This is a genomic window from Paenibacillus sp. cl141a, from assembly GCF_900109305.1.
GTDB lineage: Bacteria > Bacillota > Bacilli > Paenibacillales > Paenibacillaceae > Paenibacillus_AQ > Paenibacillus_AQ lautus_A.
The window spans coordinates 96,034-111,692 of sequence record NZ_FNZO01000007.1; the positions used below are offsets into that span (position 1 = coordinate 96,034).

Consider the following 15,659-nt stretch of genomic DNA (forward strand, 5'->3'; position numbering starts at 1 on the left):
AGGTACAGCTCTTCTAATTAGAATTTAAAAGAGCTCATTAAAGTGAAAAGAATTGATGTAGCATATGCATTAATTACAGACCAAACAAATTCCAAAGGGATGACAGAATTTCCTTTTCGGATAAGCTGAAAAATATACGGAAGTTGAGATCTTATCTCGCCAGAATAGACCGAGGATGCCACAAGTTGCCGGTACTGAAGAGTTATAATAGACGATCAAAAAGTAAGCTAAATAACAGCCGGCGTTAAGCTAACAAGCAGGATTCCTTAATAAACAAGTGGAATATTTTAAGATCATGTGCTCAGTTAAGGGGGCGACAATTGATTAAACCAACTTTTATAGAAGTACTGAAACTTTTAGAGGATGAATTATCCAAGACGGAAGTTAATTGGGCTTTGACAGGGAGTACAAGCTTTGCCCTGCAAGGAATGCAGTACGAGCCAGATGACATAGATATTCAAACAGATCAAGAAGGGGCATATGAGATTCAGTCCTTATTTAAGGAGCACATTAGGAGAGAGGTTTCATTCTCAACAAAAAATAATATACGATCTTATTTTGGTGAACTAAACATAAATGGTGTGTCAGTTGAGATAATCGGGGATATTCAAAAGTTTGATGGAACCGAGTGGGAAAGAACACCTAACCTTCACGAAATAAAACACTACATCAACGTGTTTAACCTGAAGTTACCAGTTTTAACTTTAGAATACGAAGTTGAAGCTTATCGAAGGATAGGTAGAATTGAAAAGGCTGAAGCCTTAGCAAGGTTTATTACAGAGTCATTAACCTAACGGAGAACGATAGCGCAACAACCAACGAAGGAAGCCGTCAGAAAGATCGGCTTCTTTCGTTGCACTAACGGGCATAATAGTAAAATAGAAACAAACGTAACTACAAACGGCTGCAGTTTTAGCAGCCGTTTTTTAATTGAGCGGCCGGAAGCAGCCCAATAAACAAATGTAAGATGACAAGAACATACGAATATATATGATTAACCGTGGTTGATAAGGATTACCGAGTCCGTAAAGCTGATGCCCGCATAAACGGAGTTACAACGTGTTCGAGGCTGCGAATGTTGAGTTATTTATTGGCAACGATCGCAAACATAGGTCTGTGTCGATTCAGAATTTGTTCACCTATATGATACAGTTCCACATCGAATCCTTGATGAATTTGGATTTGGGCAAAGCCAATTGAACGAAGCATTTCGCTGTCCCATTCAGGTCTTCTTACATAGCTCAATGGCAAAGTAAGTGCCAGTTGGTCTCCTTCTTCGACATCCTTCTCTGGGCGGTACGGCACGTACCCTTTTACGGCAGCCTCCTCCTTGTCTTTTTGAAAAAGCTCTGCCTCCTTCGGATCAGTTAAAAATAAATTCCAATTCGCATCAAAAATAATAACCTGGCCACCGTCATTAAGCATGCCATGCCAATTTTGATATGCAGCTACAGGATTGTACAGGAACCAGGTCACGTTTCGTGAAATGATGATATCATATTTTTCTTCTGTCTTATATTCTATAATATCTGTCTCCATAACTTGGATATTGCAATTATATTTATGGGCGTTTTGATTAGCCTTAGCCACCATCTCCGGAGAAGAATCAATAGCAGTAACCTGATGCCCCATCTGGCTGAGCAGAACCGCGAAGAAACCAGGCCCCGTACCTACATCGAGCACTTTTAAATTACTTTTACCGGACAAAAAATGACTCAGAATTCCCTTCCATTGATCATATCGGTTGGACGTAAATTCGGCATCCACAATTTCATCATAGACAGCGGCTCCTTTGTCCCAATAATCCCGATATTGTTGTACAAGTTTATGCTTACTCACTAACATCGACTCCTTGTTATATAAAAAAATTACTTGCTAAACGTAATGATTACGATTAATAATATACAAAGATTGTTCATTTAGCAAGTATTCATGAGAATAACAGCTATGCAATCATAAACAGCTTAAAAGAGGAATAGGAGGAGTAGGGATGTTTGGAAGATCTGGATTTGGAGTAATCGCTGTTGTCTTATTGTTGTTCATTATGGGGTGTTCACCACATGTGAGCTCACCCTCTGCAGCAGAAGTTGACAAGAAGATTGTGGTCGCAGTCACACAGGATACTGAAGCAGACAAGCTTGACGCCATGACTTACAATGGTTCCAGACATACGCATGCGGCTATATATGATGCCCTTGTAGACTATAAAGGAAAAGGTGAATTTGCGCCCAGCCTGGCGGAGTCATGGGAGATATCCGATGATGGCAGGACTTACATTTTACATCTGCAAAATCAGGTCAAGTTCTCGGATGGCAGTCCACTGAATTCAGCAGCCGTGAAGTTTTCTTTGGAAAGAGCGGTAAGCAGGGAAGAGAATGCTTCGCTTGAAATATCCCGTTTATTGCAAAAAGTTGAAGCACCCGATGATCAAACAGTCGTACTTTCCTTTAAGGATACAGCAACGCAGGTGTTGTACGAGCTTAGTCAGGCAAGACCATATCGAATTATGAGTCCGAACTCGGTAACCCCTAAGGGAGATGTGAATGGTACTTTTCAAAAAGCGATCGGAACGGGTGCCTGGAAAATAGGAGAGTACCAACAAGGGATTCAGACTGTTCTAATCCCGAATGAGCATTATTGGTTAGAACAACCATCCGACTATTCACTTGTTTTCAAAGTCATTACGGATCCTCAGGCGAGGGTAATGGCATTGCAATCTGGAGAGGTGGATCTTGCGGGCGGGGAACTTGGTAATATCCCCATGGAAAGTCTCCCTGTATTTCAGAACAACGACAACTACGTAATTGAAACCGGAAGCAGTACAATGTCCTACTTTATGGTTATCAACCAACACAATACTTCTCTAGCTGATAAGAATATCCGCCAAGCTATCAATTATGGCAATGATACGAGCAAGTATGCTGGTGGTAGCGGGGACCCTGTCAGAGGATTGTTCCAAGAGAAGGTTGCATTTATATCCGACAGTAATCAGCCTTCCTATCCGTATAATCCCGAAAAAGCCAAACAGCTGATTGAAGCGTCGGGCTACCAATGGAATAAGAACAAGCAGCTCTATGAAAAAGATGGACAAGTACTGCAACTTCGTCTGGTCATTCAATCAGAGGAATATCCGGAATGGAAAGAGATGGCTGAAATTTTTCAAGACAACATGAAACAGATCGGCATTCAAATCCATATTGTGAATCAGGAACGGGCAGCTTACTACGATACCCTGTGGAGCACGAAGGAATATGATCTGCTTATGTATCGGACATACACTGATGCTCAATTACCTTATCGATTCCTGTCCTCCTTATTCTATGATTCGCCATCCTCACCGGGAGTTGCGTATCAGGACAAGCCTTTATCCGATTTGCTGGATCAAATCGCGGCCACGGTTTCCACTCAGCAGCAGCAAGAGCTGTTCAATCAGGTGTTCCTCCGTATGCATGAGGAAGCCATGTCTGTTCCGATATACTACGCCAAGCAAACCTTTGTTCATTCAAGCCAAGTGGTTGATTTTAGGTTCAATGCTATTGAGGACAACCCGTTGAAGTGGCATTACCTGAAGAAAGAAGCGAAGTAATGCTCCGCTCTATGATTCATCGTCTGTTCATGTTGGTAGTCACGTTTGTTTTATTTTCCTTGTTTGTTTTTACATTAATGCGTTTGGCGCCGGGTGATCCGGCGTCGATGCTGCTGCTGGAAATCGGAGCCGTACCGGAGCAATCCATCGTAGCTGATTTACAGAAACAATGGGGACTGGATCAATCGTTCATTCAGCAATATTTAGCATGGGCAAATCACGTATTTCAAGGAGAGTTAGGGCATTCCTTTTCTTCCGGAGAACCCGTATTAAGTGAAATGATTGAACGTTTAGGCTCAACGTCGAAACTCATTGCAAGCTCTTTTTTATTAACCCTCTTCATATCCATACCGATTGGAATCTGGATGGGATTGAATGAAGGCACAATGGCAGATCGAGTGGTTTATTCAATGACCATTTTGGGGTTGTCGATCCCTTTATATTGGCTTGCTATTCTTCTTATGTATGCCTTAGGCGTGATATGGCCCGTCCTGCCTGTTGTAGGCAGTTCGACCACACGGCATTATATTTTGCCGGTTACTGCCATGACGCTGGTGCAAAGTGTTTACTTTATTCGGATGGTTCGATCCTATACGATCCAGTACAGCAAGTTCTCGTACATTGAGGCTGCAAAAGCTAGGGGATTGCGGCCGAGCATCTTTTATCCGTCTTATTTACTACGCTCCATGTTCATCCCAATTCTGACATTAATCACGACGAGTCTACCCAGCTTTTTTGGGGCTTCGATTATCACCGAGACGATTTTCAGTTTTCCGGGATTCAGTAAATACATGCTTGAAGCTATTTTTCGCCGTGATTTTCCAGTCATTCAAGGGAGCGCACTCTTCGTGGCAGCATTTATATTTGTTTTTAATTTTATGACCGACCTGTTGTACTTCCTTGCGGACCCGCGTGTTCATCTTGACAAACAGAGGTGGGAAGTTTGATCAGTATCATCCGAGCGAATAAACTGCCAACGGCAGCGTTGTTATATATCATCCTACTTATTATTACAGGACTTGCGGCTCCGTGGATTTCACCTTATGATCCGTTCCATACGAATCATCAACAGAAGCTTCTTCCTCCCAGCGTTGCTCATCCATTTGGAACGGATTATTTGGGAAGAGACCTGTTAAGCCGGGTCATACACGGGATTAGTGAATCGGTATTTCCTGTTTTTATTGTACTTAGTGTTGTGATGTTGATTGGTCTTCTGGTGGGGACTTGGAGTGCTTTTTTGGGGAACAAGCTGGACATGCTTATGATGAGCCTAACCGACATTTTCACAGCATTACCGAGTATGCTACTTACCATTGTGGTCGTTGGCTTCCTTGGATTTGGCATGGAAAATGTATATTTTGCGGTGATCCTCTCCTGGTGGGCCAAGTACGTACGAATCATAAGAGGGCTAATTCATGATGTGAAAAAGGAACCTTATATTACCGCCAGCAGGGTAAGCGGGGCATTTGGACTTAGAATCATAACCAGACATATGATTCCGAATATCATGCCTCAGATTGGAACGATGCTCATTCTGGACGTGAGTAAGGTGATCCTGACTTTATCCGGTTTATCCTTTTTGGGTATTGGTGCACAGCCTCCTTCTCCAGAATGGGGTGTCATGCTATTGGACGGAAAAAATTATTTGCAGGTCGCCCCATGGATGGGCTTCTTTCCAGGCTTTATGATATTTCTGACTGCTGCTTCGTTCCAAATTATAGGCGAGCGACTGAGGAGGGAACGCTAAATGACGACCTTGCTCGAAGTCAAAAATCTAAATATCAGAAATAAGGAAGGACAATCGCTTGTGCATAATAGCAGCTTTTCTCTGGAGACTGGGAAAACATATGCATTGATTGGAGAAAGTGGCAGCGGTAAAACGCTGACAAGTAAGGCTATCTTGGATATGCTGCCTGCTCATCTGCAGATGTCAGGTGACATCGTGTTACAGGGTGAACATCTGCAGCAATTATCAAGGAAGCGCTGGCGCAGCATCAGAGGGGGCCAGATCGGTGCCATCTTCCAGCATCCGGAACAGGCCTTGCATCCGTCGATTCCGATTGGTAGGCAATTCGTTGATCTGATGCGCAGTCACTTGCCTGTTTCAAGATATGAGGCTGAGAAGCAAGCAAAAAAAATGTTGTCCCAAGTTCTCTTAAAGGACACGTCCCATGTGATGAGCAGTTATGCTCATGAGTTAAGCGGTGGAATGAATCAACGTGTCATGATTGCGATGGCGCTTCTGTTAAAGCCGAAAATCCTGATAGCCGACGAGCCAACAAGTGCACTTGATGTCAAAACACAGGCTGAGATCATATTCCTTCTGAAAGAGCTCATTCTGGACACGGAGATGAGCATGTTGTTTATTACCCACGACTTACTTATATCGGGCTATCTTGCGGACACGATTGGTGTTATGCGGGAAGGGAAAATAATAGAGCAGGGCAGTAAGGAGAACATTATAAGCGCACCTGAACATGAATACACCCAAGAGTTATGCAGGCATTGCTCTCAAAGATTTCTTGGAAAAGGAGAGATACCTTATGCTTGAAATCCAGCGACTGTATAAGGAAATTCACGGAAGACCCATTCTGCAAGATATTCATTTTGGAATAGAAGATGGAGAATCTCTGGCTATTGTGGGGGAGAGTGGTAGTGGTAAATCCACGCTTGCCCAGCTTATCATGGCTTTAAAACAACCAACCTCCGGCCATATTTTCTTTGACGGGCGGCCCTTGCCCAGCAAAGGAATATCATCGTATAGAGAATGGTATCGCGATATACAGATTGTTTTTCAGAATACGGGCTCCACATTAAATCCCGCAATGAGCTTGTTTCAGTGTCTGGAAGAACCTTTAATTCATTTTACCCGTTATAATCGAGCCGAGCGCAAGCATAAAGTCCTTGAATATTGGGGAAAAGTAGGCCTGAATGAGAACCTTCTTCGAAATCGCCCCGGAAAACTGAGTGGTGGGCAGTATCAAAGAGCTTGTCTCGCCAAAGCTTTGTTAACTCGTCCCAAACTGTTAATCTGTGACGAAATGGTCTCCAACCTCGACGTCTTATTACAACAGCAGATGATTGAGCTGCTCATATCCATTCAGAAGGAACAAGGCTTAACTCTTCTGTTCATTACTCATGACCTCACGCTGTTACCAGGACTATGTTCGAATATTATGGTTTTGAAAGAGGGAAAACAGGTTGAACTTTTCAGTACTTCTGCGCTCTATGACGAAGCAGAGAGGGATCCATATACCGTTTCGTTATTAAACTCAAGTAAGATGTTTGAAACAGCATGGAACCAATTGACATAAAATTCAGCCGGATTAAATTAAGTAACTTACCAATTTTGGGGATTTTTTTTTTTTATCTGCAAGAAGGTGTTGAGAATCAAACGGTACCTTATCTGATAAGATTCAACTTCTTCAGCAAGGGCATCGATCTGACTTTGCAGGTGGGAATGATGCTCTTGATATTGAAGAAGTAAGTCAATGAATAGTGCTAAGCTAATTAGATCGCTACTAAAACTCACTTTTGGAAATGGATTATTTGCTATAGCAACCACGATACCTTGAAGAAACTTCGCCAAATGTCATATTGTTTTCCAACTGTGAAACAGTGAGACTACTATTTAATCTAAAAAAGACGTTCAGTATAGTTCATGCTTCTATTTTGATTAGTTATTTTTGGGGGATATTTCTGTTCGATAAATGTTTAACTAAAACATCAAACATGTTGTTCCATCCCTGTTCAGAACCATCTCTAAATTCACGATGCGCCTTTTTAATGTCTTCTGTGGTCCATCCTTCTTCATGAGGAACCACTATTTCTTGTGTGAAAGTCATTTCGCAGCCATCATCTATGGGTTCTAGTAATACGGTTATTCGGTCTATCGTTTCGCTATATTTTGGGATTTGAAATGTAAATACTAATTTAAAAGGTCTATCGATTTCAAGATATTTCCCAATAGCTTCTCCTTCTTTGGGGTCCCTAATCCTATAAGACCCTCCGACACAAAAATCATTCTCTACAATATTAGCTTTTTCTTCTGGATTGAATAGCCATTTACTCATCATTTCTGGGTTTACCCACGCATCAAACACTCTTTCCGCAGTGAATTCAAAACGACGTGTCATTGTTAGGGTAGTTGTTGAAGTGATCATCTCAATCATCCTATTCATAATAATTTTATCGTCATAAGTTTATTGCAAATACCTTAATGTTCCTCCTTTTTAGCGTTACTAAGCTCACGTTCAAGAGCGTCAAACTGTCTGTTCCAAAAATGTTCGTAAAAGCGCAACCAATCCGTTGCAGATGATAAGGATTCGGGATTAAGGCGACAAGTATGTGTGTGTTCTACCTTTTACACTCCTATCAAGAATGCCTGCCCGTTCTAAGACTCTAATATGCTTAGAAATAGCTGCTAAAGACATATCAAAAGGTGCAGCCAATTCCGATACTGTACGTTCTTGAGAAGCAATAAGACGAACAATTTCTCTTCGGGTTGGATCAGCTAAGGCGTGGAAAACACTATCTAGATTATTATTTTATTCAACCATATGGTTAAATATAGTGGATATATAATAATAAGTCAACCACTCAGTTAAATATTCTATTCTTTATAACACTAGAGTTTTAATCATTTTTGTTACGGGATTAACAGGAGCGAAAAGAGACAGACCGGAATTAAATCATTTGCTTGAATATCTTTGACCCGAAGATGCCGTGGTCGTGACCGATTTAACACGACTATCCCGTTCTACCAAAGATATTATTGAAATCACGGAACTCATTTAAATAAGGGCGCTCATTTAAAGAGTCAGGTGAACGGTTGATGTCGTTGCGCTAACGTGCAGGTTAGCGAGCTGTGAAAAAAAAAGGAAAATATGGTTTGGATTAATTCTTGCTGCCGAATTCCTTACCGAAGTCTTCCATCTTTTCAAGGATCGGTAGTAATTTTTTTCCCTTATCTGTTAACGAATACTCTACTCGCGGAGGGACTTCCGGGTAAACATCACGTTGAATAACCCCATCGCTTTCCAGTTCTTTAAGCTGCTTTGTGAGGGAGCCTTGTGATAAACCACCAAGGAAATTTTTAATATCTGTATAGCGACGTGTTTCTCCTTTTAAATACCATAATATAAAGTATTTCCAACGTCCTGAAAGAACATTTTGTGTAAATGCTATCGCGTACATATCCCTTTTTTCATCCATAAACTCTTGATCAAATCCTTCATTACAAACCCTCATTATTATCACTCCTAATCCAAAAGTACAACAAGCTGTACTATGTTCATTTATATTGCCCTCTTTGCAGATCCAGCAAAAGAATTTATGATTATGTCAATGCCACTGAGCAGAACAACAATAATCAACATTTATTTAGCAGGCTAAGTATTATTGTAACACAGAGAAGAGTTATTTATCTCTAAGCCTATACAGAATGAAGGACTGCAGTTGGCGGGGAAATACGCTTCGGGTGTCTATGTTAATCCTTGATGTCCATTGGTGATATTCTTGCCCATGGTGTCATTAATTATCACCCGGTCGTTGCAGGTATCCCGGTACAAGTTGCTGACTTCTTCGAAGAATGGTTTTTGGCTGATGCACGTGATGGATTCTCGGTTGTACCGGATATCGCCCTTGATGGAGTTGAAGACTTTGTAAACCAAGTTATTCCCATCCTGCAGGATCGGAGTTTGTTCCATAGAGAGTATGAAGGAAAAACACTCCTCGAGAATATGGGCGTTCATTACCAATATGGTTTACGAAATTGTTTAAAAAGTAGGGGAGAGGGATTTAAATGAATGACACGCTTAAATTACTTCATAGTCATACATCCGAGCGTTCTTATAGCAATCAACCTATAACGGAGGAACAACGAGAGGCAATCTTTAAAGCAGCCAGTCAAACATCCTCTTTCAGTCTCCTTCAAGCCGTTTCTATTATTCGAATTACTAATCCGGATCTTCGAAAAAAAGTAATGCACCTCAGTGTGGATCAACCCTACATCGAGGAAGCAGCTGAGTTTTGGATTTTTTGTGCAGACTTCAACCGAAATCATCAAATTGCCCCAGATGTGGACTTAGAATACATTGAATTTCTCTTGATCGGTTCATTCGATGCTGGGCTGATGGCCCAGAATGCGTTAACAGCGGCCGAATCCATGGGACTTGGCGGTGTATTTATTGGTGGTGTCAGAGCAAATATTAGCGAATTATCTGACCTTTTGAAATTACCGAAGTATGTGATACCTTTGGTGGGATTATGCTTAGGTGTTCCTGCTGCAGATAAACCTGAACTTAAGCCGAGGTTACCCCGATCCATGGTGCTGTTGGAAAATCAGTATCAAGCACTAAACCATGAAAAATTAGCCGTCTATGATGAAACCATGTTGAAGTATTATGAGAATCGTCCGGTTAAGGCTCCATTCACAGTGAAGAAAGTAAAAGGATGGAGTGATCATATCCAGGATCATCTCCAGAGAAGTATTCTGCCTGAAATGATGGATTATTTGAACAAGCAAGGATTCGCAAAAAAATAAGTTCTTGCTCCTGACATTTTGTGGGCCCTTCTGTAAATTGACACCTATATTTCACCATGATAAATTTAGTATGCTAAAAATATTCGAATGGTAGGAGGTTAGTCCTCATGACAGATACAGTGGATTGCGATATACGTCAGTCGTTAGATCGTATCTCCTCCCAAATGCGTCGAAATTATGGGGAATCTCTAAGGGAACTTAACCTTTATGTCGGGCAAGATAATTTACTGTATCGTTTGTGGTTAGGCGATGGGGTTACACAAATGCAATTATGTGAACACTTAAAATGTGAACCCCCAACCGTAACGAATATGGTTAAATCACTGGAGCAGAACGGATTTATATACCGTAAACGAGATGAGCAAGATGCAAGGGTAATGCGAATTTTTCTTACGGACAAAGGCAAAGAATTAGAAAAACCGGTTGGGATCAAATGGAGGGAGCAGCAAGATAAATTACTTCAATCTATATCTACGGAAAATCGGTTGATATTAAAACAATTAATGCAACAAATGGAGAGAAATATATTTTAGCTCTTCATGTCTTCAGAATATATTTAGCATGCTAAATAATATGCTGGGGAACTGTTCTTAGTCGATACCATTGATGTTTTAACCAGTATTAAAACAAACTAAACCATAGTTCAATTAACATAACGGCAGCCAACCAGGCGATCGCTGAGGTAAAATAACCTTAGAATAGGAGAATTGATAATGAGATTTGGAATAATAGGTGCAGGACCAATCGCGTCAAATATTTCAAAAAAAATAGTTAAGAATGGACATGATCTTAAAATTGCAGATGCTCGCGGGATTGAACGGCTAGAAGGAAAGGAACTTGCAGGAACACCCGTAAGTGTAGAGGATGTAATTAAAAATATTGATGTTCTAATAATATCTATCCCTTTCCACGCACTGCCAAGCATTCGTAATGTTGTAAATAAGGTTGGGGAGGAAGTAGTAGTTGTAGACACATCAAATTATTATCCTCAGATAAGCAATAAAATAGAAGAAATTGAGAACAGGATGGTTGAAAGTGTTTGGGTTTCAAATCAATTAGGCAGACCTATTATTAAAGCTTTCAACAATTTATTAGCGTATACTTTAGAACATCAAGGAACTCCCGAAGGAACTAGCGGACGCATTGCCATAGCGATTGCTGGTAATAACCAGTCGCATAAACAAATAATCATGAATCTAGCAAATGAGTTAGGCTTCGATGCAGTAGATAGTGGATCTTTAAGTGATTCCTGGAGACAACAGCCAGGAACTCCCGCATACTGCACGGAACTAACAAAAGACGAACTAACTGAAGCATTAAAAAAAGCTAATAAAGAAAAAGCCCCATTTCTACGGGATAAAGTGATAGAGAAACTATCTGCGGCTACTGGTGGATATTCGCATCAAGAAATTGTTCAACTAAATAGAGAAATATATAATTCCTGAGTTAGGAATTATAATGGCTTCAAACAGAGGAGCAGTAGACTAGGACATGATTAAGGTCTAGACTGCTGATTGTTTAAAAGTACTAGCAAAAAATGCCAAGGACAAGAACATGAGCCGATTACCGATTAGATGAGTATCTAACCCATACCATAAGTAGGGCGAAAATCAATTTATAGAAATCAGAAGCCACGTCTGATATTTCGCGGGCATTGCGCAGCGGTCCCGGTCAGCCCGCTTGGGTAGCGCACGCACACCAAACCCACACTGAGCTGGCTGCCAATCTCGCCAAGGCGAAACGGATTATCTTGAAGTGAGTTCGCTAAGAGGGAGGACAGATTGTTGAAGACAAAGTATATTTGGCGCTGGGCCTGGTCTTGGTTTTTCATTGGCCAAAACGTTTGGCAGGCATGGATTCTGCATTGCTATGGTTTTAAGAACACAAGAGAAGCTGGATCAATATGCTGTGGAGTTAAGTGAGTTGGGTATTGAAGCTAGAGGGTTTGCTAATGATATTACAAACAAAATGGAGCTTACAAGAGCTGTTCAACAAATGAAGAACATCTACGGTACAATTGACGTTGTAGAGTTTAGCCCACATAGCGGAAGTGTTTCTGTGACATCTGTTCTTGATACGACAGAGGAAGCCGTCCTTCCCATTTTTAATAATGTGGTAATTGGAGCCATTAATACTGCAAGACTAATCATTCCAGATATGATGGAACGAGGCGAAGGGGCACTTCTGTTTGCAAGTGATCTCTCCGCTATGAGCCCCACGCCCATGTCTGGGAATTCGGGCATCATTATGTCGGGATTGCGAAACTATATCCTTAATCTACACCAAAGTCTGCATCCTCATGGGGTATTTGTTGGACATTTATCCATTAGTCCTCTGATCAAGAGAGGTACAGGATTTGATCCAGATCAAGTGGCGGAAGCTTGGTATCATCTATATGTGCAAAGAGAAGCGGTAGAAGACACTTATCCTCCGAGGGAAAAGAACATATTCCGATTATCGATTAGATGATTATCTAAATAAGAAGCATATGTAGTTAAAACCTCAATAACACCATGATACATGTTGTTCTACATTTAGAGGAAGAAAAAAGAATCCTTGGCAGCGACGATGATTCAATGTTGTGATAAACTTCATAAGAATACAACTTAGTATTTCAAGCGAGGAGAACAACTCATTAAGAAACCTATATATTGTGGTTTTGCCGGCCACACGTTGTCGGGTGACAAAAACATAGTAGCATTAGAAGCCGCTGATTATACGGCTTAAAATATTTATAGCCTACAACTAGAACCGTAAACGGAAGTTTGTTAAGGACAGTCAATCTTATCTTACGCTTGATTTTATTTAGCAGATAATTATAATTATGTTTAAGTGATTAAACTAATCAACGGAAAGGATGGATCGCATGAGCCAAAGAACCGAGCAAGTTCTGCAACAATTCAAAGAGTCCATCCCGCTGTTGGAAGTACTGACCGATGAAAACCGTCAAGCTATTATTATGGTGCTAGCACAAAACAAATCGGGACTTAATGTTAATGCGATAGCAGGCCACATCAACTTATCTAGACCAGCTGTCTCCCATCATTTGAAGGTGCTGAAACAGTCTGGTTTTATCCAATCCGAGAAAAAGGGCGTAGAAAACTATTATATATTGACTGTCCGCAAACCGCTCGAACAACTCAAAACCTTGATTACTGCCATTGAAGCAGAGTGCACTTGGCCTCAGTGAGTACAAAAGACTTAAAATGGAATTACTGTAGAGCAGAATGTTTTCGCTCTATTAGTTTATTTGTTTAAACCAATAATCCTAATGGGAGTGATATAAATGAAGGCAATAACCATTGAGAAATACGGTAAAAATGTTCCCTTAGTGTTGACAGAACAACCAGTGCCTCATATCGGAGAACATGATGTGTTAGTGGAAATTCATGCAGCCAGCTTAAATCCAATCGATTATAAAATTAAGGAAGGGAAAGTAAAACTCCTGTTGAGTTACAAGTTCCCTCTAATCTTAGGCAATGATTTCTCCGGCATTATCGTTAAGGTTGGCGAACGGGTGAGTGCATTTAAACCTGGTGATGAAGTTTATGGCAGACCGCGCAAGAGCCGTATCGGTACATTGGCGGAATACATTGCTGTACATGAAGAAGATATTTGGTTAAAGCCGCAAAATCTAAGCTTTGAAGAAGCTGCATCTATTCCACTGGTCGGACTTACGACTTACCAAGCCTTTACCGATTTTTTGCATCTCCAAAAGGGTCAAAAAATTCTGATTCATGCTGGTTCAGGAGGTGTGGGGACGTTTGCCATTCAACTGGCCAAATTGATGGGAGCTTTTGTTGCAACAACAGCAAGCGAAAAAGGGTATGAGCTGGTCAAATCGATGGGCGCCGATCTGATCATAAATTATAAAAAAGAGAATTTTGAAGAAGTGCTTACTGGATATGACGCTGTTTTTGATACGCTAGGAGGAGCGGCACTGGAAAAATCGTTCCGTGTCCTGAAGCCAGGCGGGCAAATCGTTTCCATCTCTGGCTTGCCAAACGCAAGATTTGGAAAAGAAGCAAAGTTGGGTTGGATGAAAACAGCCATTTTGTCCATCGCGAGCCGTAAGATCGCATCGCTTGAGAAGAAGTACCATACAAGATATCATTTTCTTTTTATGAAATCGAGTGGAGCACAATTAAAGGTTTTACAAGAGTATATTGAAGGTGGCCAAATTAAGCCAGTTATCGATAAAGTGTATCATTTGGAAGAGACTGCGCAAGCATTCTCGTACCTGCAAGGCGGAAGTGCAAAAGGAAAGGTAGTCATTAGAATAAAGTAACTCCTATGCTTTGTGGCTATGTATACGAACATTATAACCATCTATGATTCGAGAAAATGTAGGTATTAATGAAAAGTGAGTTCTGGAATAAATAATCAGGGTTGACCGAGACAAACCATCAAATACAAGCTGGTGACTGGGCTATTGGATTAGTCCCCATACGATTTCGTCACATCATTAAAAATGTTGTTGATTCTTATAACAATGAAGCTAAGCTAAAAGACTTTTTAGCGTCAGATCTAGATAATTTAAGGCACTATGTAATAAATCAAATCAAGGAACCGTCATTAAACTAACGGGCAGGATAATCCAAAAATTTAGAGAATAGCCTACGTATGAACTTGATTTACGAAGTACTTGAATAAGGCGTTATAAGAAACTCGTGAAATTCATCAATACAAAAAGAGGGGTAAGCAGATGAATGCTTTTACATTAAGCGCTGCTAATGAATATGCTCTGGCCAATGATATTGAAACTTGGGTTCATCTTTTTTTAAATGGAGAAGGCGATAATATAGTCATGTCAGAAGACTTAAAAAAGAAAAAACGATATTGGCTAGGACCTATTGAGATTGACATAAAATATCTGGAAAGAATAGTTGGACCAGAAGAACATTTGGAATATGTAGAGGATACTAAATGGTGGAACTATAACATTGATCAAATTTGCAGTAGATTTGAATCTGGGTGGGACATGCCTCCATTAATTGCAACAATTGAAAATGGGAATTTTAGATTACATGATGGTAATCATCGACTCGGTGCATTACAGAAATTAAACAGGGAAAAATATTATCTTATTATTTGGGACGATCATTCATATGGACACATGATAAATCATTTAAAGAATTGTGGTATTGATATGAAATGATAGCGAAAAACTGATTTCAATGGGGAAGGATGTGAAAGCGCTTTGGTTAGTAACGAAATCCTTACGCAAGCAAGTAGAGCTTTCGAATTTGATATTCATTTCATACAGTTTGTAAGTAACCCCACTAACGAAGTCTTCAAAGGAGTTCCTGGAAAGTTCTTTGATCGTGAACCAGAGTTATGGTAGCGTATTATGTTAGTCGTTCAACAAACGGGATCCGATAATTTAAGTTAGCATGGAGTAGTTTGCCGTTGGCAACTGCTCCATTTTTCGTTGCTAATGCGATACCAGACTAAACAAAAGGGCTAATGAAGACAGTAAGGATTAGTTCTTGTTGCACGAACAAGAAACGATTGTTCAAAACAACACCA

Annotated in this window: 18 protein-coding genes and 1 pseudogene; 15 read left to right on the plus strand and 4 right to left on the minus strand. The window is 40.6% G+C overall.

All coding sequences use genetic code 11. The features are described 5' to 3' along the window. Positions 1-320: 320 nt before the first annotated feature. Positions 321-794 carry a nucleotidyltransferase domain-containing protein gene (locus BMX45_RS19495; RefSeq protein WP_090911116.1) on the plus strand — a complete coding sequence of 158 codons (474 nt, stop codon included), beginning with the start codon at positions 321-323 and terminating at the stop codon, positions 792-794. A gap of 289 nt (positions 795-1,083) precedes the next feature. Here BMX45_RS19495 and BMX45_RS19500 read toward each other — a convergent pair whose 3' ends face one another. Next, positions 1,084-1,839 (minus strand): class I SAM-dependent methyltransferase, encoded by a 756-nt coding sequence (locus BMX45_RS19500; protein WP_175495155.1) that lies wholly within the window; start codon positions 1,837-1,839, stop codon positions 1,084-1,086. A 151-nt stretch (positions 1,840-1,990) separates the two neighbouring features. Between BMX45_RS19500 and BMX45_RS19505 the strand changes: the two genes are divergently transcribed. From BMX45_RS19505 to BMX45_RS19525, 5 genes are read left to right on the plus strand one after another with little or no spacing between them, the layout of a single operon-like run. After that, positions 1,991-3,586: an ABC transporter substrate-binding protein gene (locus BMX45_RS19505; RefSeq protein ID WP_090911118.1), complete on the plus strand. Its 1,596-nt coding sequence runs from the start codon at positions 1,991-1,993 to the stop codon at positions 3,584-3,586. Between the two features lie 11 nt (positions 3,587-3,597). Continuing rightward, positions 3,598-4,533 carry an ABC transporter permease gene (locus BMX45_RS19510; protein WP_175495156.1) on the plus strand — a complete coding sequence of 312 codons (936 nt, stop codon included), beginning with the start codon at positions 3,598-3,600 and terminating at the stop codon, positions 4,531-4,533. Then, complete coding sequence (locus BMX45_RS19515) at positions 4,530-5,333, plus strand: ABC transporter permease (protein ID WP_090911120.1); 804 nt, start codon at positions 4,530-4,532, stop codon at positions 5,331-5,333. Before BMX45_RS19510 ends, BMX45_RS19515 begins: the two co-directional genes overlap by 4 nt. After that, positions 5,334-6,137: an ABC transporter ATP-binding protein gene (locus BMX45_RS19520; protein WP_090911121.1), complete on the plus strand. Its 804-nt coding sequence runs from the start codon at positions 5,334-5,336 to the stop codon at positions 6,135-6,137. It begins immediately after the preceding gene. Then, positions 6,130-6,900: an ABC transporter ATP-binding protein gene (locus BMX45_RS19525; RefSeq protein ID WP_175495157.1), complete on the plus strand. Its 771-nt coding sequence runs from the start codon at positions 6,130-6,132 to the stop codon at positions 6,898-6,900. The genes BMX45_RS19520 and BMX45_RS19525 overlap by 8 nt, the downstream gene beginning before the upstream one ends. A 366-nt stretch (positions 6,901-7,266) precedes the next feature. Here the strand turns inward: BMX45_RS19525 and BMX45_RS19535 are convergent, their stop codons facing one another. Both BMX45_RS19535 and BMX45_RS31870 read right to left on the minus strand, forming a co-directional pair. After that, positions 7,267-7,749, minus strand: a complete 483-nt coding sequence (locus BMX45_RS19535) for an SRPBCC family protein (RefSeq protein ID WP_090911124.1) — start codon at positions 7,747-7,749, stop codon at positions 7,267-7,269. 168 nt (positions 7,750-7,917) lie between these two features. After that, complete coding sequence (locus BMX45_RS31870) at positions 7,918-8,079, minus strand: ArsR/SmtB family transcription factor (protein WP_368087174.1); 162 nt, start codon at positions 8,077-8,079, stop codon at positions 7,918-7,920. A gap of 163 nt (positions 8,080-8,242) precedes the next feature. Between BMX45_RS31870 and BMX45_RS31875 the strand changes: the two are divergent. Continuing rightward, positions 8,243-8,380 (plus strand): annotated as a pseudogene (locus BMX45_RS31875) (recombinase family protein); the annotation flags it as partial. 102 nt (positions 8,381-8,482) lie between these two features. On the opposite strand, the gene BMX45_RS19550 reads toward BMX45_RS31875, so the two are convergent. After that, positions 8,483-8,836, minus strand: coding sequence for a winged helix-turn-helix transcriptional regulator (locus tag BMX45_RS19550; protein WP_090911125.1), 354 nt, complete (start codon positions 8,834-8,836; stop codon positions 8,483-8,485). Positions 8,837-9,084: 248 nt separating this feature from the next. Here BMX45_RS19550 and BMX45_RS31055 point away from each other — a divergent pair, with 248 nt between their 5' ends. The 8 genes from BMX45_RS31055 to BMX45_RS19590 all read left to right on the plus strand — a co-directional run bounded on the left by BMX45_RS31055 (position 9,085) and on the right by BMX45_RS19590 (position 15,288). Then, positions 9,085-9,393, plus strand: a complete 309-nt coding sequence (locus BMX45_RS31055; RefSeq protein WP_175495158.1) for a hypothetical protein — start codon at positions 9,085-9,087, stop codon at positions 9,391-9,393. Further along, positions 9,390-10,130, plus strand: coding sequence for an oxygen-insensitive NADPH nitroreductase (gene nfsA / locus BMX45_RS19560; protein WP_090911127.1), 741 nt, complete (start codon positions 9,390-9,392; stop codon positions 10,128-10,130). Before BMX45_RS31055 ends, nfsA begins: the two co-directional genes overlap by 4 nt. A gap of 107 nt (positions 10,131-10,237) precedes the next feature. After that, positions 10,238-10,663, plus strand: coding sequence for a MarR family winged helix-turn-helix transcriptional regulator (locus BMX45_RS19565; RefSeq protein WP_090911128.1), 426 nt, complete (start codon positions 10,238-10,240; stop codon positions 10,661-10,663). Between the two features lie 180 nt (positions 10,664-10,843). Further along, entirely contained in the window at positions 10,844-11,575 is a 732-nt protein-coding gene (locus BMX45_RS19570; RefSeq protein WP_090911129.1) for an NADPH-dependent F420 reductase, read from the plus strand. A gap of 352 nt (positions 11,576-11,927) precedes the next feature. Next, the gene (locus tag BMX45_RS19575; protein WP_090911130.1) at positions 11,928-12,599 is read left to right on the plus strand and encodes an SDR family NAD(P)-dependent oxidoreductase; all 672 of its coding nucleotides are present in this window, start codon (positions 11,928-11,930) and stop codon (positions 12,597-12,599) included. 397 nt (positions 12,600-12,996) lie between these two features. Beyond that, positions 12,997-13,320, plus strand: a complete 324-nt coding sequence (locus tag BMX45_RS19580; protein WP_090911131.1) for an ArsR/SmtB family transcription factor — start codon at positions 12,997-12,999, stop codon at positions 13,318-13,320. 96 nt (positions 13,321-13,416) lie between these two features. Next, positions 13,417-14,418, plus strand: coding sequence for an NADP-dependent oxidoreductase (locus BMX45_RS19585; RefSeq protein ID WP_090911132.1), 1,002 nt, complete (start codon positions 13,417-13,419; stop codon positions 14,416-14,418). Positions 14,419-14,835: 417 nt separating this feature from the next. Next, entirely contained in the window at positions 14,836-15,288 is a 453-nt protein-coding gene (locus tag BMX45_RS19590; protein ID WP_090911133.1) for a hypothetical protein, read from the plus strand. Positions 15,289-15,659: the final 371 nt, after the last annotated feature.